Annotated in this window: 26 protein-coding genes and 1 pseudogene; 11 read left to right on the top strand and 16 right to left on the bottom strand. The window is 59.1% G+C overall.

The window, feature by feature from the left end; translation table 11 throughout:
* The first annotated feature begins 2 nt into the window (after nt 1-2).
* The gene (locus tag M2422_RS08710; protein WP_064673597.1) at nt 3-3,158 is read left to right on the top strand and encodes an efflux RND transporter permease subunit; all 3,156 of its coding nucleotides are present in this window, start codon (nt 3-5) and stop codon (nt 3,156-3,158) included.
* Here M2422_RS08710 and M2422_RS08705 read toward each other — a convergent pair.
* Entirely contained in the window at nt 3,088-4,209 is a 1,122-nt protein-coding gene (locus M2422_RS08705; RefSeq protein WP_064673598.1) for a YbdK family carboxylate-amine ligase, read from the bottom strand. The genes M2422_RS08710 and M2422_RS08705 overlap by 71 nt on opposite strands.
* Before the next feature lie 105 nt (nt 4,210-4,314).
* On the opposite strand from M2422_RS08705, the gene M2422_RS08700 reads away from it, so the two are divergent.
* The gene (locus M2422_RS08700) at nt 4,315-5,205 is read left to right on the top strand and encodes an oxidoreductase (RefSeq protein WP_064673599.1); all 891 of its coding nucleotides are present in this window, start codon (nt 4,315-4,317) and stop codon (nt 5,203-5,205) included.
* On the opposite strand, the gene M2422_RS08695 is transcribed toward M2422_RS08700, so the two are convergent.
* A complete protein-coding gene (locus M2422_RS08695) occupies nt 5,202-5,996 on the bottom strand; it encodes a helix-turn-helix domain-containing protein (protein WP_064673600.1) in 795 nt (264 codons plus the stop codon). The genes M2422_RS08700 and M2422_RS08695 overlap by 4 nt on opposite strands.
* Before the next feature lie 76 nt (nt 5,997-6,072).
* Here M2422_RS08695 and M2422_RS08690 point away from each other — a divergent pair, with 76 nt between their 5' ends.
* From M2422_RS08690 to M2422_RS08680, 3 genes are read left to right on the top strand one after another with little or no spacing between them, the layout of a single operon-like run.
* Complete coding sequence (locus M2422_RS08690) at nt 6,073-8,055, top strand: FUSC family protein (protein ID WP_064673601.1); 1,983 nt, start codon at nt 6,073-6,075, stop codon at nt 8,053-8,055.
* A complete protein-coding gene (locus tag M2422_RS08685) occupies nt 8,048-8,263 on the top strand; it encodes a DUF1656 domain-containing protein (protein WP_033144858.1) in 216 nt (71 codons plus the stop codon). The genes M2422_RS08690 and M2422_RS08685 overlap by 8 nt, the downstream gene beginning before the upstream one ends.
* The gene (locus M2422_RS08680; protein WP_064673602.1) at nt 8,260-9,123 is read left to right on the top strand and encodes an HlyD family secretion protein; all 864 of its coding nucleotides are present in this window, start codon (nt 8,260-8,262) and stop codon (nt 9,121-9,123) included. Before M2422_RS08685 ends, M2422_RS08680 begins: the two co-directional genes overlap by 4 nt.
* Before the next feature lie 16 nt (nt 9,124-9,139).
* On the opposite strand, the gene M2422_RS08675 is transcribed toward M2422_RS08680, so the two are convergent.
* The 6 genes and pseudogenes from M2422_RS08675 to M2422_RS08650 form a co-directional block, all read right to left on the bottom strand.
* The gene (locus M2422_RS08675; RefSeq protein ID WP_064673603.1) at nt 9,140-9,565 is read right to left on the bottom strand and encodes a VOC family protein; all 426 of its coding nucleotides are present in this window, start codon (nt 9,563-9,565) and stop codon (nt 9,140-9,142) included.
* A gap of 1 nt (nt 9,566) precedes the next feature.
* A complete protein-coding gene (locus M2422_RS08670; RefSeq protein WP_064673604.1) occupies nt 9,567-10,160 on the bottom strand; it encodes a hypothetical protein in 594 nt (197 codons plus the stop codon).
* A 111-nt stretch (nt 10,161-10,271) separates the two neighbouring features.
* Nucleotides 10,272-10,682, bottom strand: a complete 411-nt coding sequence (locus tag M2422_RS08665; protein ID WP_064673661.1) for an Imm63 family immunity protein — start codon at nt 10,680-10,682, stop codon at nt 10,272-10,274.
* Nucleotides 10,683-10,751: 69 nt separating this feature from the next.
* Nucleotides 10,752-11,171: a type II toxin-antitoxin system HigA family antitoxin gene (locus tag M2422_RS08660; RefSeq protein WP_064673605.1), complete on the bottom strand. Its 420-nt coding sequence runs from the start codon at nt 11,169-11,171 to the stop codon at nt 10,752-10,754.
* Nucleotides 11,168-11,478, bottom strand: a pseudogene (locus M2422_RS08655) (type II toxin-antitoxin system HigB family toxin). Before M2422_RS08655 ends, M2422_RS08660 begins: the two are co-directional and overlap by 4 nt.
* A 190-nt stretch (nt 11,479-11,668) precedes the next feature.
* Complete coding sequence (locus M2422_RS08650) at nt 11,669-12,568, bottom strand: LysR family transcriptional regulator (protein WP_064673606.1); 900 nt, start codon at nt 12,566-12,568, stop codon at nt 11,669-11,671.
* 128 nt (nt 12,569-12,696) lie between these two features.
* Here M2422_RS08650 and M2422_RS08645 point away from each other — a divergent pair, with 128 nt between their 5' ends.
* The gene (locus M2422_RS08645) at nt 12,697-13,269 is read left to right on the top strand and encodes a flavin reductase family protein (protein WP_033144864.1); all 573 of its coding nucleotides are present in this window, start codon (nt 12,697-12,699) and stop codon (nt 13,267-13,269) included.
* A 170-nt stretch (nt 13,270-13,439) separates the two neighbouring features.
* Here M2422_RS08645 and M2422_RS08640 read toward each other — a convergent pair whose 3' ends face one another.
* Nucleotides 13,440-13,895, bottom strand: a complete 456-nt coding sequence (locus M2422_RS08640) for a hypothetical protein (RefSeq protein ID WP_064673607.1) — start codon at nt 13,893-13,895, stop codon at nt 13,440-13,442.
* A gap of 291 nt (nt 13,896-14,186) precedes the next feature.
* Nucleotides 14,187-15,071 carry a LysR family transcriptional regulator gene (locus tag M2422_RS08635; protein WP_081273741.1) on the bottom strand — a complete coding sequence of 295 codons (885 nt, stop codon included), beginning with the start codon at nt 15,069-15,071 and terminating at the stop codon, nt 14,187-14,189.
* 109 nt (nt 15,072-15,180) lie between these two features.
* Between M2422_RS08635 and gstA the strand changes: the two genes are divergently transcribed.
* Complete coding sequence (gene gstA, locus M2422_RS08630; RefSeq protein WP_064673609.1) at nt 15,181-15,786, top strand: glutathione transferase GstA; 606 nt, start codon at nt 15,181-15,183, stop codon at nt 15,784-15,786.
* A gap of 81 nt (nt 15,787-15,867) precedes the next feature.
* On the opposite strand, the gene M2422_RS08625 is transcribed toward gstA, so the two are convergent.
* Nucleotides 15,868-16,116, bottom strand: a complete 249-nt coding sequence (locus M2422_RS08625; protein ID WP_071891613.1) for a hypothetical protein — start codon at nt 16,114-16,116, stop codon at nt 15,868-15,870.
* A gap of 249 nt (nt 16,117-16,365) precedes the next feature.
* On the bottom strand, nt 16,366-17,247 hold the full coding sequence (locus M2422_RS08620; RefSeq protein ID WP_038417608.1) for a LysR family transcriptional regulator: 882 nt from the start codon (nt 17,245-17,247) through the stop codon (nt 16,366-16,368).
* Between the two features lie 105 nt (nt 17,248-17,352).
* Here M2422_RS08620 and budA point away from each other — a divergent pair, with 105 nt between their 5' ends.
* The 4 genes from budA (at nt 17,353) to M2422_RS08600 (ending at nt 21,346) form a co-directional block, all read left to right on the top strand.
* On the top strand, nt 17,353-18,132 hold the full coding sequence (gene budA, locus M2422_RS08615) for an acetolactate decarboxylase (RefSeq protein WP_039264046.1): 780 nt from the start codon (nt 17,353-17,355) through the stop codon (nt 18,130-18,132).
* 13 nt (nt 18,133-18,145) lie between these two features.
* Nucleotides 18,146-19,825, top strand: a complete 1,680-nt coding sequence (gene alsS / locus M2422_RS08610) for an acetolactate synthase AlsS (RefSeq protein WP_033144871.1) — start codon at nt 18,146-18,148, stop codon at nt 19,823-19,825.
* A 20-nt stretch (nt 19,826-19,845) separates the two neighbouring features.
* Nucleotides 19,846-20,616, top strand: a complete 771-nt coding sequence (locus M2422_RS08605) for a (S)-acetoin forming diacetyl reductase (protein WP_024906954.1) — start codon at nt 19,846-19,848, stop codon at nt 20,614-20,616.
* Between the two features lie 256 nt (nt 20,617-20,872).
* Nucleotides 20,873-21,346 carry a cold-shock protein gene (locus tag M2422_RS08600; protein ID WP_023310683.1) on the top strand — a complete coding sequence of 158 codons (474 nt, stop codon included), beginning with the start codon at nt 20,873-20,875 and terminating at the stop codon, nt 21,344-21,346.
* A 71-nt stretch (nt 21,347-21,417) separates the two neighbouring features.
* On the opposite strand, the gene M2422_RS08595 is transcribed toward M2422_RS08600, so the two are convergent.
* From M2422_RS08595 to M2422_RS08580, 4 genes are read right to left on the bottom strand one after another with little or no spacing between them, the layout of a single operon-like run.
* The gene (locus M2422_RS08595; protein ID WP_064673610.1) at nt 21,418-22,122 is read right to left on the bottom strand and encodes an ABC transporter ATP-binding protein; all 705 of its coding nucleotides are present in this window, start codon (nt 22,120-22,122) and stop codon (nt 21,418-21,420) included.
* Nucleotides 22,109-22,945 carry an ABC transporter ATP-binding protein gene (locus tag M2422_RS08590; protein WP_064673611.1) on the bottom strand — a complete coding sequence of 279 codons (837 nt, stop codon included), beginning with the start codon at nt 22,943-22,945 and terminating at the stop codon, nt 22,109-22,111. Before M2422_RS08590 ends, M2422_RS08595 begins: the two co-directional genes overlap by 14 nt.
* A complete protein-coding gene (locus M2422_RS08585) occupies nt 22,938-23,771 on the bottom strand; it encodes an ABC transporter permease (RefSeq protein ID WP_039264049.1) in 834 nt (277 codons plus the stop codon). The genes M2422_RS08590 and M2422_RS08585 overlap by 8 nt, the downstream gene beginning before the upstream one ends.
* Nucleotides 23,771-24,784, bottom strand: a complete 1,014-nt coding sequence (locus M2422_RS08580) for an ABC transporter permease (RefSeq protein ID WP_033144875.1) — start codon at nt 24,782-24,784, stop codon at nt 23,771-23,773. The genes M2422_RS08585 and M2422_RS08580 overlap by 1 nt, the downstream gene beginning before the upstream one ends.
* Nucleotides 24,785-24,943: the final 159 nt, after the last annotated feature.

Below are 24,943 nucleotides of genomic sequence, written 5' to 3'. Positions count from 1 at the left end.
TCATGCTGACGTTTTTCATCAAACGCCCGCGCTTCGCGATGGTGATTGCGCTGGTCATCACCCTGCTGGGGGCCATTGCGCTGAGAATTATCCCGGTGGAGCAGTACCCGCAGATCGCGCCGCCGGTGGTGAATGTGTCTGCCAGCTGGCCGGGCGCCAGCTCGGCTGACGTGGCGGAGGCTATCGCCACGCCGCTGGAGACGCAACTGAACGGCGTGGATCACATGCTCTACATGGAGTCCACCAGCTCGGACGAAGGCTCGTATAGCCTGAACATCACCTTCGCGGCGGGCACCGATCCGGACCTCGCCGCCATCGACGTGCAGAACCGCGTCTCGCAGGCCGTGGCGCAGCTCCCGACCGAAGCGCAGCAAAACGGCGTGCAGGTGCGCAAGCGTGCCACCAACCTGATGATGGGGGTAAGTCTTTACTCACCGGAAAATACCCACACGCCGCTGTTTGTGAGTAACTACGCCAGCACCCAGGTGCGCGAGGCGCTGTCGCGTCTGCCGGGCGTCGGGCAGGTGCAGATGTTTGGCGCGCGCGACTACAGCATGCGCATCTGGCTGCGTCCGGACCGCATGAACGCCCTGAACGTCACCACCGACGACGTGGCGCAGGCGCTGCGCGAACAGAACGTGCAGGGGGCGGCAGGCCAGGTCGGTACGCCGCCGGTGTTTAACGGCCAGCAGCAGACCCTGACCATCAACGGCCTGGGGCGCTTAAGCCAGGCCGAAGACTTTGCCGACATCATCATCCGCGCGGGCGAGATGGGCCAGCTGGTGCGCCTGAAGGACGTCGCCACCATCGAGCTCGGCTCGCGCAGCTACAGCTCCGGCGCGCAGCTGAACGGGCACGACTCCGCCTACCTCGGCATCTACCCGACGCCGTCCGCCAACGCCCTGCGCGTGGCCGACGCGGTGCGCGCTGAGCTGGATCGCCTCTCGACGCGCTTCCCGGACGACCTGGTCTACGAGGTGAAATTCGACACCACCTCCTTTGTGGCCGCCACGATTAAAGAGATCGGCGTCTCGCTGGCGCTGACGATGCTGGCGGTAGTGGTCGTGGTGTCCCTGTTCCTGCAAAGCTGGCGCGCGACGCTGATTGTCGCGCTCGCCATTCCGGTATCGCTGGTGGGCACCTTCGCGGTGCTCTACACGCTCGGCTACTCCGCCAACACGCTCAGCCTGTTCGCCATTATTCTGGCGCTGACCATGGTGGTGGATGACGCCATCGTAGTGGTGGAGAGCGTCGAAACGCTGATGGCGGAAGGGCAGAGCCGCACTGCGGCGACCGCGCTGGCGCTGCGCCAGATCGCCGGGCCGGTCATCGCCACGACGCTGGTGCTGCTGGCGGTGTTTGTGCCGGTAGCGCTCCTGCCGGGGATTGTCGGCGAGCTGTACCGCCAGTTTGCGGTGACGCTCTCCACCGCCGTCACGCTCTCAAGCCTCGTGGCGCTGACCCTGACGCCCGCCCTGTGCGCGATGCTCCTGCGTCCGCGCCCGGTGCAGCCCGCGGCGATTTTCCGTGGGTTCAACCGGGGGCTGGAGGCCACGCGTGGCGTCTACACCCGCATCGTGACCATCTTCAACCTTCGCCCGTGGCTGGCGCTGCTGGCCACCGCAGGCGCGGCGGCCGTGGTGGCGTTCAGCTTTACGTCGATGCCAAAAGGCTTCCTGCCGCAGGAGGATCAGGGCTACTTCTTTGCCAGCGTCCAGCTGCCGGAGGCGGCCTCTCTGGAGCGCACCGAAGCGGTGATGACCACGGCACGCGAACTCATCGCAAAAAATCCGGCGGTGGAGGACGTGATTCAGGTCTCCGGATTTAACATTCTCAACGGCACCAGCGCCTCCAACGGCGGGTTTATCTCCATCATGCTCAAGGACTGGAGCGAGCGCCCGCCGCTGGACGAGGTGATGGGTACCCTGCAGCGCCAGCTGCTGGCCCTGCCGGAAGCGACCATCATGACCTTCGCCCCGCCGACGCTGCCGGGGCTGGGCAACGCCTCCGGCTTCGACCTGCGCATCCAGGCGCAGGCTGGGCAGAGCCCGGCAGAGCTGGAGCGCGTGACGCGCGAGGTGCTGGCCAAAGCCAACCAGCACCCGCAGCTGAGCCGCGTGTTCACCACCTGGAGCAGCAACGTGCCGCAGCTGACGCTGACCGTTGACCGCGAGCGCGCCGCGCGCCTCGACGTGCCGGTGTCGCGCATCTTCAGCAGCCTGCAAACCGCCTTTGGCGGCACGCGCGCCGGGGATTTCAGCGTCAACAATCGCGTCTACCACGTGGTGATGCAGAACGAGATGCAGTGGCGCGAGCGCGCCGAGCAGATTAGCGAACTGTTCGTGCGCAGCAACAGCGGCGAGCGGGTGCGCCTGAGCAACCTCGTCACCATTACGCCGACCGTCGGCGCGCCGTTCCTGCAGCAGTACAACCAGTTCCCGTCCGTGTCGGTGAGCGGCTCGGCGGCGGAAGGGGTAAGCAGCAGCACCGCGATGGCGGCGATGGGCGAGCTTCTGGCGGAGAATTTGCCAGCGGGATACGACTACGCCTGGAGCGGCATGTCTTATCAGGAGCAGCAGACCGGCAACCAGGCGATGTGGATCGTGCTGGCGGCCGTGGTGATGGCGTGGCTGTTCCTCGTCGCCCAGTACGAGAGCTGGACGCTCCCGGCGAGCGTGATGCTCTCGGTGCTGTTCGCCATCGGCGGGGCGCTGGTCTGGCTGTGGCTGGCGGGCTATGCCAACGACGTGTACGTGCAGATAGGTCTGGTGCTATTGATAGCCCTCGCCGCCAAGAACGCAATTCTTATCGTGGAGTTCGCCCGCGCGCGGCGTATGGACGGGATGGCGATTGTCGATGCCGCAAGAGAAGGGGCCTCGCGCCGCTTCCGCGCGGTGATGATGACCGCCGTGTCGTTCATTATCGGCGTCCTGCCGATGATGCTGGCGACCGGGGCGGGTGCCCAGAGCCGCCGGATCATCGGCACCACGGTGTTCAGCGGCATGCTGGTAGCGACCGTGGTGGGGATTGTGTTTATCCCCGCGCTGTTCGTGCTGTTCCAGCGCCTGCGCGAGTGGGGCCACGGTCTTACGGACTCGTCGCCCACAGCTCGCAGTGCTTCTGAACCAGAGAAATCAGCGAGCCGCCGTCGGCGATAAACTCCCGCATGCGCTGCGCCTCGCTCTTGCCCTGCTTTAACAGCAGGGCAATTTCATTGATTGCGCTCGTCGCGCCAAGCTTCTCGGCCGACGGCGCAACCTGCTCCAGCAGCCACGCAATGTCTTCCGACACGGTTTTGTGCTCGCCGGTGTGCACGTCCGTCAATATTCCCTCCAGCCCGTAGCGACAGGCCTGAAAACGGTTAAAGCGGTACAGCAGAAAATCTTTTTCCTGATGCTTATAGGGCCGCGCGGTCAGCAGCCAGTGCGACGTCGCCTGAATAAGCCCGGCGATGTTAATCGCGTGGCCGAGCGTCAGCGGCGTATCCATCACCCGCACCTCAACGGTGCCGAAATGCGGGCTGGGGCGAATATCCCAGTGCAGATCCTTAATGCTGTCGATCATGCTGGTGGAGCTCAGGCGGCGGAACAGCCCCTCGAACTCCTGCCAACTGTTGACCCACGGCATCTGGCCGTTATCCGGAAATCCCGAGAAGATGTTGAGACGCGACGAGGAGAACTTCGTGTCCGTGCCCTGCATGTACGGCGAGGCCGCCGCCAGGGCGATAAAGTGCGGTACGAATCGTGACAGGCCGTGCAGCAGGTAAATCGCGTCGTCCCCGGTCCGGCAGCCGACGTGCACGTGCTGGCCGAACACCGTCGCCTGCAAAATCAGGTAGCCAAAGCGCTCCAGCGTGACGTTATAGCGCTCGTCGTCGCACACCTCCTGCCGCTGCCACTTCTGGAACGGGTGAGTCCCGCCGCCGCAGATCTGGATATGCTGCTCCGCCGCCGCGCGCAGGATGCTCTGCTGCATCACCGAGAACTGCGCCGCCGCCTGGTCGATGTTCTGGCACACGCCGGTGGCGATTTCGAGCATGCTTTCGGTGATGTCGTGTTTGACCTCGCCGCCTTTGATGTCGTCTTTGACGGCGGCGATGAGCGCGGAGGAGTCCTGGCTCAGATCGTAACCCGGCGGGTTAACCACCTGCAGCTCGAGTTCGATGCCGAGGGTGAAAGGTTCAGAGGACTTAAAATCGTGTAAAGGCATGGCGCACTCCGTTGTCTGTTGTGTGTTGAGTATAGACAACGACGTGGCGCTCACTTTTCAGGGTGGTATAACTGTTAGCAGGCTTAGCGAAAAGGGGAGTTAACCATGTCTGACAATCCAGTGATTGCGCTGATTGGGCCTGGCGCAATTGGGACCACCATCGCCGCGGTGCTGCATGACGTTGGCCGCACGCCGCTGCTGTGCGGACGCACCGCGCACGCGGAATTACGCCTGCGCCACGACGAGGGGGAAACCGTGGTGCCCGGTCCGGTATTAACCGATCCGGCCGTCATCAGGCAGCCAGTGGCTCTGGTTTTCATCGCAGTGAAAACTACCCAGAACGCCGACAGCGCCGGGTGGCTGCGCGCGCTGTGCGATGAAAACACCGTGGTCTGCGCCCTGCAAAACGGCGTGGAGCAAAAAGCCCAGCTTGAGCCGTGGGTTAACGGCGCGACGGTGCTGCCGTCGGTGGTCTGGTTCCCGGCGCAGCGCGAGCCGGATGCCTCCGTCTGGCTGCGCGCCAAACCGCGCCTGACCCTGCCGGACGTGCCGCAGGCGCAGCGGGTGGTGGAGGCGCTTCGCGGTACGCGCTGCGCGGTTGAGCTCTCGACAGATTTCGCCTCCGTCGCCTGGCGCAAGCTGCTGCAAAACGCGGTCGCCGGGCTGATGGTGCTTTCTAACCGCCGCGCCGGGATGTTCAGGCGCGAGGATATCAGCGAGCTTGCGCTGGCCTACCTGCGCGAGGGGCTTGCCGTTGCCCGCGCCGAAGGGGCGAAGCTGGACGATGACGTGGCGCAGGAGATCCTGGCGAACTTCCAGCGTGCGCCAGTAGATCTGGGCACGTCGATCCTGGCCGACCGCCAGGCCGATCGCCCGATGGAGTGGGATATCCGCAACGGCGTGATCCAGCGCTACGGCCGCAAGCACGGTATTGCGGTGCCCATCAGCGATGTGGTGGTGCCGCTGCTGGCGGCGGGGAGCGAGGGGCCGGGCTAACGGCCGCTGTTTTTCCGTTCGGCAAAATAATGGGCGGGCGTGCTGCCCATCGCTTTTCTGAACATGGTGATAAACGCATTCACCGATTCATACCCGAGCGTTGCCGCCACGTTCTGGACGGGCACGCCGCTGGCCAGCTCCCGCAGGGCAATAATCAAATGCAGCTGCTGGCGCCAGCGCCCGAAGCTCAGCCCGGTCTCGCGCTGCATCAGGCGGGCAAACGAGCGCTCGCTGAGGGCGAGCCGTTTCGCCCAGTCCTTCAGGGTGCTTCTGTCCTCAGGACGGCTGACCAGCGCGTCCGCCATGGCGCGAATTTTCGGATCGGTTGAGACCGGCAGGCTTAGCTTCTGCTGCGGCATGCTGGCGAGCTCGTCAAGCGTGACCCGGGTCAATCTGGCGACGTGGCCGTCGGGGGGATAATCCACGCCTTCGCGCGTCAGACGATCAACCAGCTCCTTAATCAGCGGCGAGATCGCCAGCGTGCAGCATCTTTCTGGCAGCGCCGCCGCGCCGGGCTCAATAAACAGATAGTTAAGATGCGCGTTCCAGGTCGCCCTGGCGCTGTGCGGGATCCCGCCGGGGATCCAGACGGCGCAGTCCGGCGGCACGATCCAGATGTCATTCTCCGCGTAACAGCTGACCGCACCGTATCGGGCAATAATCAGCTGGCCCTTGCGGTGGGTGTGTACCGGTACTTCCGCGGCGTAATCCACGAAGTCCAGATGACGCGCCACGGCCGGGCTGGCGGTAGAGTCGGGGTCATACAGCGTAGTAGCGGGTTGAGGTTTCACGATTCTGGCAACATTTAGGTATTTTTTGACAGAATAGAGTATTTAAGCGGGTCTGCAAGCCGGTAATAATCCCGGCATGAAAAACATTTTCTCTCATCCCGTGCACATCCCTGCCGCGCTGCGAAACGATGCGGGCGCGCTGATCTACGCCGCGAAGAGTTTTGCCGCGGCGATGCTGGCTTATTACCTCGCGCTGTCGATAGGCCTTGAGCGTCCCTCGTGGGCCATTATTACGGTTTACATCGTGTCGCAGACGTCGGTCGGGGCATCGCTGAGCAGAAGTCTCTACCGGCTGGCCGGTACCGTGGCGGGTGCCAGTGCGACCGTTGTGATTGTGCCTGCCTTCGCAAATACGCCAGTCCTGTGCAGCGTGGTGCTGACGGGCTGGATCGTATTCTGCCTGTGGCTCTCCCTGCTGGAACGCACGCCCCGTGCTTACGCGTTTGTGCTGGCAGGCTACACCGCGAGCCTGATTGGTTTTCCGGCGGTGTCCGATCCCGGCGGCATTTTTAACGTCGCCATCGTCCGCGTGCAGGAGATCGCGATTGGGATTTTCTGCGCGGCGCTGATCCACCGCTACGTGCTGCCCGCGCGCGTATCGGGCCAGTTCAACGCTAAGCTATCCCAGACGATACAGGCCGCGCGCGGGCGGGTGGCGGACACCCTATCAGGCAAACCCGACGCGGCTTCCGGCCCCCTGCATCTGGCTCTGGCGCTGCAGTTCCTGCAGGGCATCAGCCACCATATTCCGTATGATTTTGCCCTTTCAGCCCCGGTGCGGCAGGCCAGAAAAGCGATCCACGACCGGCTGGCGCGGCTGGTTATCGTCAACTGTGAACTTCACGATCGCCTGCCAGCGAGCGGAACCCTGCCCGCCGACGTGCAGGCGTTGATGGGCGACGTTCAGGCCTGGCTTACCGCTGAAGGCGCTGATGCCGGCAGTACGGCAGAGTCGCTGCGGCTCCGCTGTGCGCTTCTCATCGATCGGTATGCCGCGCAGGCGCAGACGTTTGACGACGCGCTGCAGGTCAGTTTTATCCGCTACCTCTCGGAGGCGATCGTGCTTCTGCAGCAGTGCGAACGTCTTTCCGGGGCCATCCACCGTGCAAAACCCGTGTTTGGTGAGGTGCAAACCCGCGCGGCGAAAGGCTACGTTTTCCACCGCGATCCCCTAACAGCCGCCCGCACGGCGCTGGGGGCTTTCGGCATCATCCTGAGCGGCTGTCTGGTCTGGATCTTCTCGGCGTGGCCGGATGGCGGTACGGCGGTTTCGATACTCGGCGTCTGCTGCACGCTGTTTGGCAGCTTCGACACCCCGGCGCCGCATATCGTGAAATACATCATTGGCTCATTCTGGGGCGTGGTCATTAGCCTGTTCTACAGCTTTGCGCTGCTGCCGCAGGTAAGCGATTTCCCGGTGCTGGTGGCGGTGCTTGCCCCGGCGTATCTGCTGGCCGGGTCGCTTCAGGCGCGCCCGCCCACCACGTTTATGGCGATGGGCATCACCCTGACGCTACCCATTCTGTGCGAGCTGGGGGCGCACTACAGCGGAGACTTCGCCGTCGCGGCCAACACCGCCATCGCGCTCTTTGCCGCGACCGGCTTTGCCGTCATCAGCATGAGCCTGCTGCAAACCGTGCAGGCGGATGGCGCCATCGCGCGTCTGCTGAATCTCTGCCAGCGCGACATTCGCCGCAGCGTGAAGGGCACGCTGCGGGTTGATGAAACGCACTGGATCAACCTGATGATGGACCGAACCGCCCTGTTGCTGCCGCGCCTGCCGCGCAGCGAGCGCGCGCCGGAGCAGGCGCTCGATCGGCTGCTGCACGCGCTGCGTCTGGGGCTGGCGGTCATGCATTTACGCCGCAGTGACGCACCGCCCGGCAGGGAGGTTGACGCGCTTTTTCATCGGATAAACGCCGGGGACCGCAACGCCTTGCGCGAACGCATTGCCGCTATTATCGAGCGCCATCTGCCCGCGGCAGATGAACACGCGCGGCAGTTGGTCTTCAGGCTGGTGGATCTGCACTGTGCATTACGGGGGCCAGACCATGGTTAACGATCTCAATATCGGCGGGGTTTTTATTCCGGGGCTGCTGATGGTCGCCCTCGCGGCGCTGGTCTGCACGCTGGGCCTCGTCGCGCTTTTCTCGCTCAGCAGGCTCTACCGGCGCTTGCCGTTTCGCCCGCTGATGGATGTTTCAACCTGGATTGTCACTTTTTTCCTGCTGATGCAGGGTCTGACCGCGTTGGGGTTATTGTCATGAAATCACTGCTCTCTTTACTGGCTCGCTATGCGCTGACCTTAAGCGCGGCCGCGGCGGCCATGCTTCTGGCGTTTATGATGTGGAAACACTATGCACAAACGCCGTGGACCCGCGACGGCCGCGTGCGGGCGGACGTGGTGCAGATTGCGCCGGACGTCTCCGGGCCGGTCATCAGCGTGGCCGTGCGGGACAATCAGTGGGTGAACCGGGGCGATGTGCTTTACACCATCGATCCGCGCTGGCTTAAGCTGGCGGTGGTCAGCGCGCAGGCGGACGTCGAGTCGAAACGCCATGAGATGCTGATGCGCCAGGACGCGGCCCACCGACGCACGCTGATTAAAAACGCCATCTCGAGCGAGGATTTACAGCAAACCGGCAGCGCGGCAAACGTCGCGGCGGCCAATTATCACGGCGCGCTGGCCGCGCTGGATCTGGCAGAGCTGAATCTGGCGCACGCCACCGTGCGCGCGCCGGTTTCGGGGTACGTCACGCACCTGCGGCTTCGCCCCGGAGACTACGCGACGGCGGGGGAGACGAAGGTCGCCATCGTCGATGCCCACAGCTTCTGGGTGGTGGGGTACTTTGAGGAGACCAAGCTACGCCATATTCGCGTCGGGGATGCCGCGCAGGTGGTGCTGATGGGTTACGAGCCGGTCATCACGGGCCATGTGGAGAGCATCGGGCATGGGATCGGGGACAGCAACGATGAGGCGGGCGGGCTGGGTCTGCCCGACGTCGAGCCCACCTTTAGCTGGGTGCGGCTGGCGCAGCGCGTACCGGTGCGCATTCATATCGACAGGTTGCCGGAGGGCGTTGAGCTGGTGGCGGGGCTGTCGGCGAGCGTGGCGGTGGGGCGGTAGATAAGGATTGAAGCGACTATTCCTTGTCTACAAACTTGTCGGCTTCAGGAGAGTAATGCTGATAAACGCATGCGAGCTTATGCCCGTCAGGATCGCGCAGATAGGCAACATAAAAGTCGGGGCCGTACGCGCTTCGCGTACCAGGCTCGCCTTCATCCGTTCCTCCCGCAAGGAGGCCAGCTGCATGGAACCGTCTGACAAGATCCGCGTTATCTGCACTGAATGCGAACATTGTCCCGTTTCCCGCCGTCGCGGGCTGCTGGTCAAAAGGAGGACAAAGACAGAAGCTGAAGCCCTCGCCGGGATTATTTTCATCTCCCCACATTGCCCAGCTTTCAGTCCATGCCGGCAGACGTGAATAGCCCAGAACGTTAAAAACTGCGTCATAAAAATTCACGGAGCGCTGAAAGTTGTTTGTACCTATTGTGATATAAGCCAGCATCTTATGACTCCCGTCCTTCAATATTCGATTTAACAGCCTTCAGCGTCCTTTTACGGATCCAGCCGCTTCCCGCCCGTATTATCAGCCAGTAAGCCGACATTTTTAGTCGAGTGCGTCTGTCCGGACAATAGATGAATGTTTCCGTAGAGAGCTCATGTTTGCCGGGCGCCAGCTCCGTTACCTTGTAGCGCAGCAATAGTTTCGCGCTGCCCGGCTCGGCTGGGGTCTGAAAAGCACTGGCATCCGGCACGTTTTCCAGACCGAAATCGGTACGCCAGAATTGCCCTCTTAAGCCATAGCAGAGCTCAGATGCAGAGTTCTTCAAAAGGGTAAAACTGTGCAAACCAAAGTTGCCGATCGACTGTGGCTTCTGGTTGCGCAGAAATTTTTGCGGTATTTGACGCAATGACATTAACCGCCGAATCACGGCATCTTGCCGGACGTCAAAGCTGGCAATCATTGGCAGAATATTTTCAGGGCGGCTAGTGTGAATGACCGTCAGGTGTTTTTCATGAAACTGGAACTGGGGGAGAAAAGCGGGAACATCTTTCCACTGAGCAAGCGCTTTGCGGGTAACGAATCCAGGGTTTAGCATCTCTCTTCCTTGTCATCCCTTGCGTCCTGCCAGAGTAACAGATGGTGTGTCGCAGGCAATTACCAGGAAAAGAGAGGGCAACAGGGAAGTAAATGTAACGAGCCGGTTGGGTTAACGACGTTCGCTTCTTTGCGAATGGAGGAGCTCAGTGATTTCTTTGCGCTTTCTTGTTGCCCATTCAGGTTTGATAGAGAGCATTAAACTGTATTGCCTTCTGAAATAAACCTCTCTAAATTCTCGTTCAGATGAATGGCTTGCTGCATAGGTTGAGGCCAGCCCCGCCACGGCACTCTCCACAAACCAATACAGAATTTCATCGTCACTGAGCGTTACTTTTCGCTGTATTTCAAGGCCTCTTTCACTGACGATAAAATGATATTCTTTGCCATGAATTTCAAGATAGGGAGTTGCAGCCCCATCGGGTTGGTCAGGGATAAAGAAGTAATGGTTTGGCCTTGTGCCTCCCCCTAGTTGCTCACCTATTTTTAGAAGCTCGTTTCGTAGTTCTTCAATTGTTTTCATAAATAGCTCTTTGTTCTTGTATGTAAACGACGCATTATCGCGGATTGGGTACAAAGCGCCTGCTCTCGATCACTTCCCCACAAATGCAATCACCGGCAAATTAAAACGCTTCGCCAGCGCACGCATATGATCCAGCGTTAACGTGCGCTGTCCATTAAGGATTCGACTCACCAGAGACTTCTTGCCAATTTCGTTCTCGAAGTCGCTCTGAGTGAGTTGGTATTGATCCATCAGCGTTCGCAATAACGCAACGCCTGACGGAATGCGGGCAACACGCGCGTTAAATTCCGCAAACTCCGGAGACTCGTTTTCGTACTTATCGATTTTGGTGGTGAGCATCTCTACCAGCGGGCTATCGGGTTCATGTTCGACCAGATACTCCACCAACGCCAGCGCATCCTCGTAATCATGCCGCGACGGGCTTGAGCCCAGGAAAGGGAGCGCGTTTGTCAGATCGTTTGCCGCTTTGATGGCTGCTGCATAATTCATTCTTTCGTTCTCCGGTAGAGGTCCGTGAGCTTGTCATATTCTGCGTGTGTGCTGATGTGTTTGATGAAAATCTTTCCTCGCTCAAAATCAGCAAAAAACATCACTCTTAAATGCCCGCCACCCACATCAATGACCCACCATTTCTCCCGGTACTTCATCCTGTCCAGGCTGGGGAAGCGTTTTCGCATATCGTCCGGTGACGGGTAGTGTTCCTCTTTAGTACTCGGTAAAGATCGTCCAGGGCTTGTGCTTGATTAGGAAATTGTCTGGTAGTCGCGTCGAAAGGCGCTCTTGAGACTACGTGCATCCTTGCCCCGTGTTTCCATATTGGAAATATAATAGGTGATAGTTGGTGGGTTGATAATATGGAAAAAGTGATGGAGTACAGTTTTCAAATGCTCGTGCTGACGGCGGTCATTTAATGAGTGTGAACACTGTATGAGGTGACTGTGAAAAAAATGTCCGCTTTGTGCCAGAAGCGGACGTGGAGGAGAATGTTAATTTGATTCGAAATATTTGCGTAATATCTTTTCTAATAGCGAGAAAACGACCGTCACCCTTTTTGGAGTAATCAGCTGGTAAGGCCGGTATAAATAAAATTGCCATTTCTCCTGTCGCAATTCTGGCAGTGGGGGAACAAGTTGGCCGCTTGCTAAGTACTCTCTACAGATAAAGTCGCTTGACTGTACAACCGTTTTACCGGCCAATGCGGCCTGAATTTCGGCATATGGATCTGTAGTATAAAATTCAATATGACGAGGGACAAAAGTATTTACTGCGTCACTCATAAACTCAAATGATTTTCCCGTCTCAGGATTAATTAAACCACTAAATGGATAACGCTGTCGAAGATCTTCTAAATCAGTAGGTGCCCCCAGGCGCGCAATGAGTTCAGGGGATGCGACTAAAATATGTTCAACTTGCCCAATATTTTTAATGATAAAGTTTGGATTAGGTTCTCGCCCTACGCGTATACCTATATCGATACGATGCTCGATAGTATCAAGTTTCATCATATCTAAACGCCAGTCGATAAATAACTCAGGATAGGGACGTAGTGCAGTCAATAGTTCATACAAGATTTGTTCATGATTTGGAAGTCGAAGTAATGTGATACGAACAATGCCCTTCATTTCATTATCATCTTTTGCCGTCTGAAATAGTTTTTCTGAATCCTCCAGCAGTCGCTTCGCTTGGGGTAAAAATAGTTCGCCGAAACTGGTGAGAAAGATCGAACGCGTATTGCGTTTGAATAGAGGTTCACCAAGTTGTTTCTCCAACTCAGCGACTGTTCGGCTTACTACTGATGGTGAAACCGACAGCTTGATTGCTGCTTCGCGGAAGTTCAAGGTCTCAGAGGCGATGATGAAAAATTTTAGAGCATCAAGTTTGTTCATGATTGTTGTGAAATTTGCATTAATATATTTTGATAATAGCAATTAATTTGCAACTATTCCAGTCATATAATCGAACAATAATATAAGTAACCTGTCTTACTTTTTATCAGAAATCAAAAGAGTAAATTATGTCAATTCAACCAGTAGAGTTAAACAAAGCCTATCGGCTATTACAGATCGGGCCAACGACGATGATATCGGCTAAAAATGATGGCATTGAAAATGTCATGGCAGCGGCTTGGGTGGGATTAGTAGGCAATAACAAAGTGATGGCTTTTATAGGTCCACAGGCATTTACTCGCGGGCTTGTAGAAAAAAGCGGATATTACGTTGTACAGATCCCAGTAGTAAATCAGATGGATATGGTCTTATATGCTGGAGGCAACAGTTATTCCGACACACCCGATAAAAACAGTAAAATTCCACTATTTTATCAAAAAGAGTTTGATCTGCCTTTAGTTGAAGGTTGCGCTGGCTGGTTAGTATGTAAGGTCATACCTAATGAAGAAAATGAAAAGCAGCACAACTTGTTTATGGGGGAAATTGTCGGAGCATGGAGTGATGACCGCGTTTTCAGAAATGGGCACTGGATTTTTGATGATGCGCCAGATGAATTACGTACTGTCCATTACGTAGCTGGCGGACAGTTTTACGCCATTGGTAAAGGTACAAAATTCAATTATGGCCCGGGAAAAGACTAATCCTTACTTCTGTATAAATGTAGCCATATAACATTGCTATATAGTGGTAGTAGCATAAAAAAACAACTTACTTAAGATGTCCGCTCCTCGCTTTTAGCAGACATTCAACGTTAGCGTAAGGTCGAAATCCTGCTTCTAACCAGCAGGATTCCGGCCACCTATCACCCACCTCAATGTGCCGAAATATAAGGCTCCTTTACAAATTCCGCCAGCAACCAGACCATATCATGCAGCAGCCCGGTGAGTTCTTTCGCCACGCTCGCAGGCAACGTTCCGCCCATAACCGCCAGCGTTAACGCTACGGCATAATCCACCTGCAGCGTCGTCTCCTGCCAGCAGTCCGGTACACACGAGGTTATCTTTTCACCCGCAATCAACTGTTCAACCAGGTACGGCGGAAGTTCCGAGTCACAGCACTCCCGCAGTCGCTTAAGCGCAACCAGCAATCTCTTACAGAGCGTGGCAAATGTCACCGCGTCGTCAGTTTCCACCAGCACGCTGACATACGCAGTGCAGGCATCGGCCAGTTCGAAGAGATCCGCAGAATCGGAAATTGAAGTGTTGATAAGGTGATGAACTGCGCTTTCCTCAGAAAGCGCGTAAGAAAATCCAGGGGTAGTCGCCATTTAGCATCCTCTTTGTCCAAAAAAACGTCATGTTATGCTAACGGGTTCCTACGCCCGGTTACGGATGTGCCGCAACGCAGGCACTTTACGGCGGCGAAAAAGGGAAGGAAAGGGATCACCCTGAATTACATAAGGTTGCTTGAAAGTTTGCGAGGCGGCTTCCAGAGGGGCATTGCCGGGAGGCGGCTACGCCTTACCCGGCCGGCAAAACCGCCAACCAACCCGCGACACAACCCGTAGGCACGCGCAAGCGCAGCGCCGCCGGGCACAGTTTGCACCGCCGTTACTCCTTCACGCAGACCTTTTCATTTTGAGCAATCCTTCTAATAACGCCTGCGTCGCGCGGGAGGATTTGCCAGCCTGCGAACAAACCAGCCCAAACTCCCGGCACAGCGAAGGTGCTATGGGCACGACGCACAAACCGCGTAATTCATCCGGCAGGGCGGATTCAGGTATCAGCGCGACGCCCATGCCTTCGCGTACCAGCAGGCAGGCGCTGATCCAGTCGCGGACGGTCACCCGCACGTCAGACAGCTGCAAGCCAGCCTGTTCCATCAGGCTTTTTCCATTGACGGCACAACCGCCCGTTGCGAGCACGAAGGGCTGGTCTGCCAGTTCCTCAAGGGTGATGCCGCGCGTACGTGCATAACGAGCCTGACGGTGACTGGCTGGCAGCACCGCGACCCATGCATCCTGCCCTAAGATCGCTTCAGCACGCCCGGGAACAGGGTTCATGACCACGCCCACATCAACCGTATCTGCCGCCAGCCACTCTTCGACCTCCTGGTCCGTACCTTCCAGTACGACCACCTCGATTTCAGGATGCAGGCGCTTAAAATCCCGCAGCAGCCCGGGCAAAAATGTGGATGTCACCGAAGGAAAACTGGCAAGACGAATACGCCCGCCGCTCAGCCCCCGGCTCTCATCTGCCAGTGCACGGATGGCATCCAGCCGCGCCAGCATACTCCTTGCTTCTTTGACAACCCGCTCACCCAGCGACGTTACGCCGATGTGGCGCCGCTCTCGCGTGAATACCGCAAATCCTAATGAGGCCTCTAACTGAGCGATCGCCTGGCTGGCGCCCGACTGCGTCATGCCTACCTCTTCAGCGGCACGGGAAATATTACTGGCATCGGCCACTGCAACCAGCAAGCGCCAGTGTAAAAGATTCATCATGGATATCAGTAGCTCAGCTAATAGCTATTTTATGAATCATTAATTTTACAGTGAAAATGGCTTTAAGCACAGTGTATGTAAATCACACAACCGCTTTAACGGAGAGATTATGAAACTCTATTACGCCCCGGACACCTGTTCACTCTCACCCCATATCGTGCTTCGCGAGCTGGCGATTGAGTTTGAACTGGTTAAAGTGGACAACAGGAGCAAGATTACCGCTGACGGGCGCGACTTCCTGACCATCAACCCCAAAGGTTATGTCGCTGCGCTTGAACTGGATGACGGGAAAATCCTGACCGAGGGGCCAGCCATTTTGCAGTACCTGGCAGACCTCAAGCCAGAAAGTGGGCTGGCACCGCGAGCAGACGGCTGGGAGCGGGTGCGGCTTCAGGAATGGCTAAACTTTATCACCAGCGAAATACACGCGGGATCGGCACCTCTTTTTAATCGTGCGCTGCCCGAAGAGGCCAAATCGATTTTTCGTGAGAAGCTCTTCAGGCGGTTCGATTTTCTTCAGGAAACGCTCTCCACAAGCGCTTATCTGACGGGATCGGTATTCAGCGTGGCAGATGCCTATCTTTTCACCGTGCTGGGATGGTGCACGTTCTTCTCAATTGAACTCAACGACTGGCCCGCGCTACTGGCGTACAGGGAAAAAATCAGTGCCCGTCCCGCGGTGCAGGCCGCATTACGTGCGGAGGCGAAAGTCTAGGTCTGCGTATTCCGCCGCATATATTAATGCCTGAAGCAGGAGGCAAGTGAGGATGTGGAACCAGGATGCGTTAGCTTACTGTCACTCTGCATCTGATTGCCTGGCGCTTTTCACTGCATCCTGCTTCCCCGGATTGCATTGCTGTTTTGTTCCTGGAAGATAAAATTTTCCCGACGCGTCCGGATCTGTTCCGCCCGGACAACCCGCACGGCCCGGAGCTGAGACGGTGCCATCCGAACCGTTTCCGCCATCCCCACCATTACCGCCATCGGCAGCATTTACAGCGAATGCGCCGAGTATGAGCAAAAATGCAATAACTCGTGTAGTCATCAAAACCTCCATTGTTCAGGGTATTTCAAGGCATCTTGCCAGCCTGGATTCAGCATCTCTCTTCCTTGTCATCCCTTGAGTGCAGCCAGAGTAACAGATGGTTTGCGGCAGACAATTACCAGGAAAACGTAGTACCGAAGCGTGCATCAACATGACCTTTACCGTTCTAAGAACCGACAGAGGCTGGCATTGCCGGGTGGCGACTGAGCCTTACCCGGCCTACAAAAAACCAAACCCCCTGTACTGCCGTCACCCCTCGCTCATCATCATCAAAAACCGCTTCACCGTCCGCGAGCGTTCAAAGCGCCGCCAGCAGAGCGCGATATCGGTATAAAGCTCCGGCGAGCTCAGCGCGTGATAGGTGACATTCGGCGGTGAAATGGCCGCCATGGATTTCGGCACCAGCGCGAACCCGCCGCCTGCGGAAACCATGCTCAGGGAGGAGGAAAGCTGCGACGACTGCAGCGCGTGCTGCACGTCAATCCCGGCCCGCTCGCAGCAGCCGTGAACCCGTTCGTACAGCCCCGGCGCGACCTCCTGCGGGAACAGCACCACCGGCGTATCCCGAAGCTGCTCTAACGCCAGCGAATCGCACGCCGCCAGCGGATGATCGCGATGCAGCGCCACCACCATCGGCTCCCGGTCGAGGATTTTTAACTCGAAGGCCTTGCTGCTCTCGCACGGCAGGCGCACGAAGGCGATATCCAGTTCACCCTCCGCCAGCATCGTCGTCAGCGACGACATATTGGCTTCCACCTGGTGAACCTGCACCGCCATGTTCTGCACCTGAAACTGGCGGATCAGCGCGAAAATTTTGGGATGAAAAGCGTCGGAGCTGGTGATGCCAATCGACAGGTTGCCGTTCAGCCCGCGCGCGATGCCGCGGGCTTTTTCCAGCGCGGCATCGCTCAGCGCCAGAATTTTGCAGGCGTCCTCGTAGAAGGCTTCTCCCGCCTCGGTCAGCTCCACGCCCCGCGTCAGGCGTCTGAACAGCGGCGTGCCCACTTCCTCTTCGAGCCGTTTGATCTGCTGACTCAGTGGAGGCTGTGAAATACCCAGCGCTTCGGCCGCCCTGGTGAAGTGTCGCTCGCGTGCAACCGCGACAAAATACCGCAGATAACGAAGTTCCATATCTAAAACGTCTCAAACCAGCATGGTTTCTATATTGGAACTCTCTGCTGAATCGGGTCAACATTTATTTAACCTTTCTAAATAAAGTTGAAGAGGACGAGCACGATGATGCATTCATCTGCCTGCGACTGTGAGGCCAGCCTGTGCGAGACCCTGCGGGGGTTCTCCGCCCAGCATCCTGACAGCGTGATCTATCAGACATCGCTAATGAGCGCCCTGCTAAGCGGCGTGTACGAAGGAGAGACCACCATCGCCGATTTGCTGGCACACGGTGATTTTGGTCTGGGCACCTTCAACGAGCTGGACGGTGAAATGATTGCCTTCAGCAGCCAGGTGTACCAGCTGCGCGCCGACGGCAGCGCCCGGGCCGCGAAGCCAGAACAGAAAACGCCGTTCGCGGTGATGACCTGGTTCCAGCCGCAGTACCGCAAAACCTTCGATGCGCCGGTCAGCCGTCAGCAGATCCACGACGTCATCGACCAGCAGATCCCCTCCGACAACCTGTTCTGCGCGCTGCGCATTGACGGCAACTTCCGCCACGCCCACACCCGCACGGTACCGCGCCAGAAGCCGCCGTACCGCGCGATGACCGACGTGCTGGACGACCAGCCGGTGTTCCGCTTTAACCAGCGCGAAGGGGTGCTGGTCGGGTTCCGCACGCCGCAGCACATGCAGGGCATCAACGTGGCGGGCTATCACGAGCATTTCATCACCGACGACCGTCAGGGCGGGGGCCATCTGCTCGACTACCAGCTGGAGAACGGCGTGCTCACCTTCGGTGAAATTCACAAGCTCATGATTGACCTGCCCGCCGACAGCGCGTTCTTACAGGCCAACCTTCACCCCAGCAATCTTGATGCAGCGATCCGTTCCGTCGAAAACTAACAGGAGAACTACCGTGAACAGTGAGAAACAGTCACGTCAGTGGGCGCACGGCGCCGATATGGTTGTCGGCCAGCTGGAAGCGCAGGGCGTGAAGCAGGTGTTCGGGATCCCGGGTGCGAAAATCGACAAAGTCTTTGACTCCCTGCTGGACTCCTCCATCGAGATCATTCCGGTACGCCACGAAGCCAACGCGGCGTTTATGGCGGCGGCGGTCGGGCGGCTGACCGGCAAGGCCGGGGTGGCGCTGGTCACCTCCGGGCCGGGCTGTTCTAACCTGATCACCGGCATCGCCACCGCCAACAGCGAAGGCGACCCGGTGGTGGCGTTGGGCGGGGCGGTGAAGCGGGCGGATAAAGCCAAGCTGGTGCACCAGAGCATGGACACCGTCGCCATGTTCAGCCCTGTCACTAAATACGCCGTGGAGGTCAGCTCGCCGGACGCGATTGCCGAGGTGGTATCGAACGCGTTTCGCGCCGCCGAGCACGGCAGGCCGGGGGGCGCGTTCGTCAGCCTGCCGCAGGATATCGTCGACCAGCCCGCCACGGGGGCGATTTTACCCGCCAGCGGCCCGGCGCTGATGGGCCCGGCACCGGAGTCAGCGATTAACGACGTGGCGAAGCTTATCGAAAACGCCAAAAATCCGGTCATTTTACTCGGCCTGATGGCCAGCCAGCCCGCGAACAGCGCCGCGCTGCGCAAGCTGCTGGAGAAAAGCCGCATTCCGGTGACCAGCACCTATCAGGCCGCCGGGGCGGTAAACCAGGAGCACTTCACCCGCTTCGCCGGACGCGTCGGCCTGTTTAATAACCAGGCGGGCGACCGGCTGCTGCATCTGGCGGACCTGATTATCTGCATCGGCTACAGCCCGGTGGAGTACGAGCCGTCCATGTGGAACAGCGGCGACGCTACGCTGGTGCACATTGATGTGCTGCCTGCCTATGAAGAGCGTAACTACGTGCCGGATCTGGAGCTGGTGGGGGACATCGCCGAAACGCTGAACCTGCTTGCTAACCGGATCGATCGTAAGCTCGAGCTGAGCCAGCGGGCCTCCGAAATTCTGGTCGATCGCCAGCATCAGCGGGATCTCCTCGACCGCCGCGGCGCCTCGCTCAACCAGTTTGCCCTGCATCCGCTGCGCATCGTGCGCGCCATGCAGGACATTGTGAACAACGACGTGACGCTCACCGTCGACATGGGCAGCTTCCACATCTGGATCGCCCGCTATCTCTACAGCTTCCGGGCGCGTCAGGTGATGATCTCCAACGGTCAGCAGACCATGGGCGTTGCCCTGCCGTGGGCGATTGGCGCGTGGCTGGTGAACCCGGGCCGCAAGGTGGTTTCAGTCTCCGGTGACGGCGGCTTCCTGCAGTCGAGCATGGAGCTGGAAACCGCGGTGCGCCTCAACGCCAACGTGCTGCATATCATCTGGGTGGATAACGCCTACAACATGGTGGCGATTCAGGAAGAGAAAAAATACCAGCGGCTATCCGGCGTCGAGTTCGGCCCGGTCGATTTCAAAGCGTATGCCGACGCCTTCGGCGCGAAAGGCTTTGCCGTGGAGAGCGCCGAGGCGCTTGAGCCGACGCTGCGTGCGGCGATGGATGTGGATGGCCCGGCCGTGGTGGCCATTCCCGTCGACTACAGCGATAACCCGCTGCTGATGGGCCAGCTCCATCTCAGCCAGATTTTGTGACTCAATATAAGGACAGAGAAATGCAAAAAGTTGCTCTCGTAACAGGCTCAGGCCAGGGGATTGGTAAAGCGATCGCGCTTCGCCTGGTGAAAGATGGCTTTGCCGTCGCCATCGCCGACTATAACGTTGAGACGGCAAGAGCCGTCGCCGATGAAATCATCCGTAACGGCGGCAACGCCGTCGCCGTGAAGGTCGATGTCTCTGACCGCGAACAGGTATTTGCGGCGGTAGAGAAAGCGCGCACCGCGCTGGGCGGCTTTAACGTGATCGTGAATAACGCCGGGATTGCGCCGTCTACCCCTATCGAATCCATCACGCCGGACATTGTCGACAAGGTCTACAACATCAACGTGAAAGGGGTGATCTGGGGGATCCAGGCCGCGATTGACGCCTTCCGCAAAGAGGGGCACGGCGGCAAGATCATCAACGCCTGCTCCCAGGCGGGCCACACCGGCAACCCGGAACTGGCGGTCTACAGTTCCAGCAAGTTCGCGGTGCGCGGCTTAACCCAGACCGCGGCACGGGATCTTGCGCCGCTGGGGATCACCGTTAACGCCTACTGCCCGGGCATCGTCAAAACGCCGATGTGGGCGGAGATCGACCGTCAGGTCTCCGAGGCGGCGGGTAAACCGCTCGGCTACGGGACTGAAACCTTTGCCAAACGCATTACGCTTGGCCGCCTGTCCGAGCCGGAAGATGTCGCCGCCTGCGTCTCATACCTGGCAGGCCCGGATTCCGACTACATGACCGGCCAGTCGCTCTTAATCGATGGAGGGATGGTGTTCAACTAAATACTAATATACCCGTCATACTTCAAGTTGCCTGTGCGTTGGCTTTCCTCGCTCACCCCAGTCACGTACTGATGTACGCTCCCGGGGATTCGCTGCGTCGCCGCCTTCATGCAACTCGAATTATTTAGGGTAAAAGCTCTGACATGAGTTTTCCCCTGCACCCGTGCAGGGGCTTTTTTTTGTCTCCTCCGTCATTGTGCATTACACTGCGCGCTGCAAAACTTTAGTCATTACGATCTGACAGGCGGTAACAGCGATGAACGGTACAATCACAACGTGGTTTAAAGATAAAGGCTTTGGATTTATCAAAGATGAAAACGGCGACAACCGCTATTTTCATGTGATTAAGGTCGCGAACCCCGATCTGATTAAGAAAGATGCCGCGGTGACCTTTGAGCCAACCACCAACAACAAAGGCCTTTCCGCCTATGCGGTGAAGGTGATCCCTGAAAGCAAACATCTCTTTATTGCCGGCGAGCGCGTGAAGCTCTCCTCGATCAAATCCTTCGTGGTGTTTAACGAAGAAGAGCCGGCTGATACCAAAATCGACAAAGAGAACGCGGTGCTGTCGGTTGGGCTGCTGATGAACAGCATCAAGCCGAAATCCGAGAAAAAGCCGGGCGAAATGCGCACGGTGAAGAAGCTGGCGATCACCACCTTCCAGAATACGACGCTGATCTTCACCGAAGATGAGATCGACATCGACGCCACGGTGAAGCTGCTGAAGTGATTTTTTTTGCCGGGTGGCGGCGACGCCTTACCCGGCCTGGAAAACCCGCGCGGCGCTCGCCGCCACGCGGTTTACCCCATCCTGTGCTCACCCCGCAACATCGCTTCACGGTCAAACACTTTCTGGATCTCCCCGTGCGCCATAAACGCCGCCCGGTCGGACATATGGGCAATCACTCCCGCGTCGTGGCTCACCAGCAGGTAGGTCATGCCGTGCTCGGCCTTCAGGCGGTTGAGCAGGTTCAAAATTTCCGCCTGCACCGACATATCCAGCGCCGAAGTCGGCTCGTCCAGCAGCAGAAGCTGCGGGCGCAGCAGCAGCGCGCGGGCAATGGCCACGCGCTGACGCTGCCCGCCGGAAATCTGGTGCGGATAACGCTTGCCCGTGTCGGCGGAAAGCCCCACCTGCTGCAGCGCATCCGCTACCTTTTCGGCAATCTGCGTTTCGCCGTGGATGTTTAACGGCTCCGACAGGGTGCGCGCAACGGTGTGGTTCGGGTGCAGCGACGCCCACGGATCCTGAAACACCATTTGCACGTTGCGGCGAAGCTCGCCTTCAAAACGCCGTCCTGGCCGTAGCGCGTCTCCCAGGATCGAAATATGGCCGTTCCACTCGCGCTGCAATCCCGCCAGCACGCGCAGAATAGTCGATTTCCCGCAGCCGGATTCGCCGATCAGGCTGAAGGTTTCACCTTTCTCGATGCCAAAGCTGGCGGCGGACACCGCCGTTTTCTCCCCGAATCTCACCTGGAGATCCTTAACCTCAACGAGCGCCATTATCGGCCTCCTTCCACGACTGCGTGCGGTCCAGCGTCGGCAGCATCTGGCCGAACGTTTGCGCATTGGGTCGGCAGGTCCACAGGGTGCGGGTGTACGGATGCGTCGCCTGCGGAAGTCGGCTTGCCGCCATCTCATCGACCTTCTCGCCCTGATACATCACCAGCACGCGGTCACAGTGCTCCGCCACCAGCGGCAGATCGTGGCTGATTAACAGCATCGCCATCTGGCGTTCTTCGCTCTGCTGCACCAGCAGTTCGAGGATCTGGTTGCGCAGGCGGGCGTCCAGCGCGGAGGTGGGTTCGTCGGCAATCAGCACCTGCGGGTTGTTGATCAGCGCAATGGCGATCATCACCCGCTGGCCCATGCCCCCGGAGAGCTCGCCGGGGTAGCGCTGGAGGACGTGTTCGTTGAGCCCGACGGCGCGGATGATGTCGTGAATGCGCGCCAGGCGCTCGGCGCGGGGCAGGCGCTGGTGCAGGGTCAGCGCTTCATCGAGCTGAGCGGCGACGTTTTTCGCCGGATTCAGCGCGTAGCGCGGGTCCTGCAGGACCATCGCAATCCCGTTGCCGCGCAGCGCCTGCCAGCGGCGGGTGCTCAGGGTCAGCAGGTCGTTGCCGAGCACGTTAAGCCGGTTCGCGCTCACGATGCCGGGCTTACGCACCAGCCCCATCAGGGCGCGGGCGGACATTGATTTGCCCGAGCCGGATTCCCCCACCAGCGCCAGCCGCTCGTTGCCTAGCGTGAAGCTGAGGTTGTTGACCACGCGCGCGGCGGGGTAGTCGATGTTCAGCGCATCGACGATGACGCGTTGTTCAGTCATGCTGTGGCTCCAGTACGTCGCGCAGGCCGTCGCCCAGCAGGTTAAAGGCGAGGCTGGCAAACAGAATCGCTCCGCCCGGAATGGCGGCAATCCACCACTGGTCGAAAATCACCTGCATGCCGTCGGCGATCATCGCGCCCCATTCGGCCATCGGCGGACGCGCGCCAAGGCCGAGGAAGCCCAGACCGGCGGCTGCCAGAATAATCCCCGCCAGATCCAGCGCCAGCCGCACAATCGCGGACGGCAGGCACAGGGGCAGAATATGGCCGACCAGCAGGCGCGGGCCGCGAATGCCCATCATCTCGGCGGCGGCCAGATAATCGCTGTGGCGCAGGCGCTGAATTTCACTCCGCGCCTGACGCGCGTAGGCCGGCCAGGTGGTTAAGGCCAGCGCCAGCGCGCCGTTGACCAGCCCCGGGCCAAGCATCGCCACAAACGCGAAGGCGAGGATCAGGCGCGGCATCGACATTACCACGTCGGTAAAACGCATCAGGATGCGCTCCAGCCAGCCGCCGTAGTAGCCGGACAAAATCCCCACCAGCAGCCCGGCGGGCAGGGTGATTACGGTGACTAATGCCACCAGCCCTAGCGCCGGACGGGTGCCGTAAATCAGGCGTGAAAGCAGATCGCGCCCGTAGCTGTCGGTGCCCAGCCAGTGCTGGCTGTTCGGTGCCTGCAGGCGCGCGGCGGCGTCCTGCCAGTTCGGGTCAAGCGGCGCGAGCCACGGCGCGAACAGGGCGATAACCACCAGCAGCGCGATGGCAGCCAGCCCGCAAAACGCGGCGGGGGAGCGGCGCAGGCGGCGTAAGAAAAGATAAAACGGCATCAGCGCACCCTGGGATCGGTCGCCCGCACAAGCAGGTCGGTAAGGTTATTGATCAGCACAAAGCAGACGCCAATCAGCAGCGTGCCGCCCATGACGGCGGTGGTGTCTCCGGCGAACAGGGCGGTGGTGAGGTAGCGCCCAATCCCCGGCCAGGAGAAGACGGTTTCGGTCAGTACCGCGCCTTCCAGCATGCTGGTATAGGCGAGGGCGATTACCGTCAGCAGGGTGCCGCGAATGTTCGGCAGCACGTGGCGCAGCAGGATGGTCATCTCCCCGGCGCCCTTGGCGCGGGCAAGCAGGATGTACTCTTTGTTCATTTCGCTCAGGCAGGCGGAACGCGTCAGGCGCGTGATGCTCGCCAGCGAGTAATAGGCCAGCAGCAGCACCGGCAGCACCAGGTGGCTGAGGGCGTTGCGGAACGCCTCGCGGTCGCCGGAAAGCCAGGTATCCACCAGCGCAAAGCCGGTACGCGGCTCGACGGTGAACTGCCAGATATCGTCCAGCCTGCCGGGACCCGCGCTCCACTGCAGCTTCGCGTAGAACAGGGCCAGCATCAGCAGGCCGAGCCAGAAAATCGGCACCGAGTTGCCGAGCAGGGTGAGGGTTCTGATGGCGAGATCGAGCGGCGAACCGGCGTAGCGGGCGCACAGCACCCCGGCAATCACGCCGAGCACGGCGCCGATGATTAACGCCAAAGTCGCCAGCTCGAGCGTGGCGGGAAACGCGTGCAGCAGATCCTGCAGCACCGGCTGCCCGGTGGCGCTGGCGGTGCCTAAATCACCGTGGGCAAGGTTTTGCAGGTAGTGCCAGAACTGCACGGGCAGAGGCCGATCCAGCCCAAGCTGGTGGCGAACCTGATCGTAGGTTGACTGGCTGGCGTGATCGCCGACGATCTGCAGCACGCGATCGACCGGTGAAAACGCCGAGAGCGCAAACGTGACGAGCAGCAGCCCGAGGAGCGTGAGCAGCAGGGTCAGCAGCCCCTGGAGCACGCGGGTGGAAAGATGTGGCATGGGTAATCTCTTCATGCCGGGTGGCGGCTCCGCCTTACCCGGCCTACAAAAACTGAAAATACGCACGGACGACCCCCTCTCCCTGTGGGAGAGTGCGGGGGTGAGGGGGAACAGGTGGCTCTGTTGCACGATGTTGCCCTCACCCCAACCCTCTCCCAC

The organism is Enterobacter sp. SLBN-59 (assembly GCF_024807915.1).
GTDB classification, from domain to species: Bacteria; Pseudomonadota; Gammaproteobacteria; order Enterobacterales; family Enterobacteriaceae; genus Enterobacter; species Enterobacter asburiae_B.
Note: the sequence above shows the minus strand (reverse complement) of the source record. Positions and strands in the feature narration are given on the sequence as shown.

What these genes read in the sequence shown, in the direction of transcription:
- M2422_RS08710 (WP_064673597.1), top strand. Translation starts at nt 3, where the DNA reads ATGCTGACGTTTTTCATCAAACGCCCGCGCTTCGCGATGGTGATTGCG.
- M2422_RS08705 (WP_064673598.1), bottom strand. Translation starts at nt 4,209, where the DNA reads ATGCCTTTACACGATTTTAAGTCCTCTGAACCTTTCACCCTCGGCATC.
- M2422_RS08700 (WP_064673599.1), top strand. Translation starts at nt 4,315, where the DNA reads ATGTCTGACAATCCAGTGATTGCGCTGATTGGGCCTGGCGCAATTGGG.
- M2422_RS08690 (WP_064673601.1), top strand. Translation starts at nt 6,073, where the DNA reads ATGAAAAACATTTTCTCTCATCCCGTGCACATCCCTGCCGCGCTGCGA.
- M2422_RS08685 (WP_033144858.1), top strand. Translation starts at nt 8,048, where the DNA reads ATGGTTAACGATCTCAATATCGGCGGGGTTTTTATTCCGGGGCTGCTG.
- M2422_RS08680 (WP_064673602.1), top strand. Translation starts at nt 8,260, where the DNA reads ATGAAATCACTGCTCTCTTTACTGGCTCGCTATGCGCTGACCTTAAGC.
- M2422_RS08675 (WP_064673603.1), bottom strand. Translation starts at nt 9,565, where the DNA reads ATGCTGGCTTATATCACAATAGGTACAAACAACTTTCAGCGCTCCGTG.
- M2422_RS08670 (WP_064673604.1), bottom strand. Translation starts at nt 10,160, where the DNA reads ATGCTAAACCCTGGATTCGTTACCCGCAAAGCGCTTGCTCAGTGGAAA.
- M2422_RS08665 (WP_064673661.1), bottom strand. Translation starts at nt 10,682, where the DNA reads ATGAAAACAATTGAAGAACTACGAAACGAGCTTCTAAAAATAGGTGAG.
- M2422_RS08660 (WP_064673605.1), bottom strand. Translation starts at nt 11,171, where the DNA reads ATGAATTATGCAGCAGCCATCAAAGCGGCAAACGATCTGACAAACGCG.
- M2422_RS08650 (WP_064673606.1), bottom strand. Translation starts at nt 12,568, where the DNA reads ATGAACAAACTTGATGCTCTAAAATTTTTCATCATCGCCTCTGAGACC.
- M2422_RS08645 (WP_033144864.1), top strand. Translation starts at nt 12,697, where the DNA reads ATGTCAATTCAACCAGTAGAGTTAAACAAAGCCTATCGGCTATTACAG.
- M2422_RS08640 (WP_064673607.1), bottom strand. Translation starts at nt 13,895, where the DNA reads ATGGCGACTACCCCTGGATTTTCTTACGCGCTTTCTGAGGAAAGCGCA.
- M2422_RS08635 (WP_081273741.1), bottom strand. Translation starts at nt 15,071, where the DNA reads ATGATGAATCTTTTACACTGGCGCTTGCTGGTTGCAGTGGCCGATGCC.
- gstA (WP_064673609.1), top strand. Translation starts at nt 15,181, where the DNA reads ATGAAACTCTATTACGCCCCGGACACCTGTTCACTCTCACCCCATATC.
- M2422_RS08625 (WP_071891613.1), bottom strand. Translation starts at nt 16,116, where the DNA reads ATGACTACACGAGTTATTGCATTTTTGCTCATACTCGGCGCATTCGCT.
- M2422_RS08620 (WP_038417608.1), bottom strand. Translation starts at nt 17,247, where the DNA reads ATGGAACTTCGTTATCTGCGGTATTTTGTCGCGGTTGCACGCGAGCGA.
- budA (WP_039264046.1), top strand. Translation starts at nt 17,353, where the DNA reads ATGATGCATTCATCTGCCTGCGACTGTGAGGCCAGCCTGTGCGAGACC.
- M2422_RS08605 (WP_024906954.1), top strand. Translation starts at nt 19,846, where the DNA reads ATGCAAAAAGTTGCTCTCGTAACAGGCTCAGGCCAGGGGATTGGTAAA.
- M2422_RS08600 (WP_023310683.1), top strand. Translation starts at nt 20,873, where the DNA reads ATGAACGGTACAATCACAACGTGGTTTAAAGATAAAGGCTTTGGATTT.
- M2422_RS08595 (WP_064673610.1), bottom strand. Translation starts at nt 22,122, where the DNA reads ATGGCGCTCGTTGAGGTTAAGGATCTCCAGGTGAGATTCGGGGAGAAA.
- M2422_RS08590 (WP_064673611.1), bottom strand. Translation starts at nt 22,945, where the DNA reads ATGACTGAACAACGCGTCATCGTCGATGCGCTGAACATCGACTACCCC.
- M2422_RS08585 (WP_039264049.1), bottom strand. Translation starts at nt 23,771, where the DNA reads ATGCCGTTTTATCTTTTCTTACGCCGCCTGCGCCGCTCCCCCGCCGCG.
- M2422_RS08580 (WP_033144875.1), bottom strand. Translation starts at nt 24,784, where the DNA reads ATGCCACATCTTTCCACCCGCGTGCTCCAGGGGCTGCTGACCCTGCTG.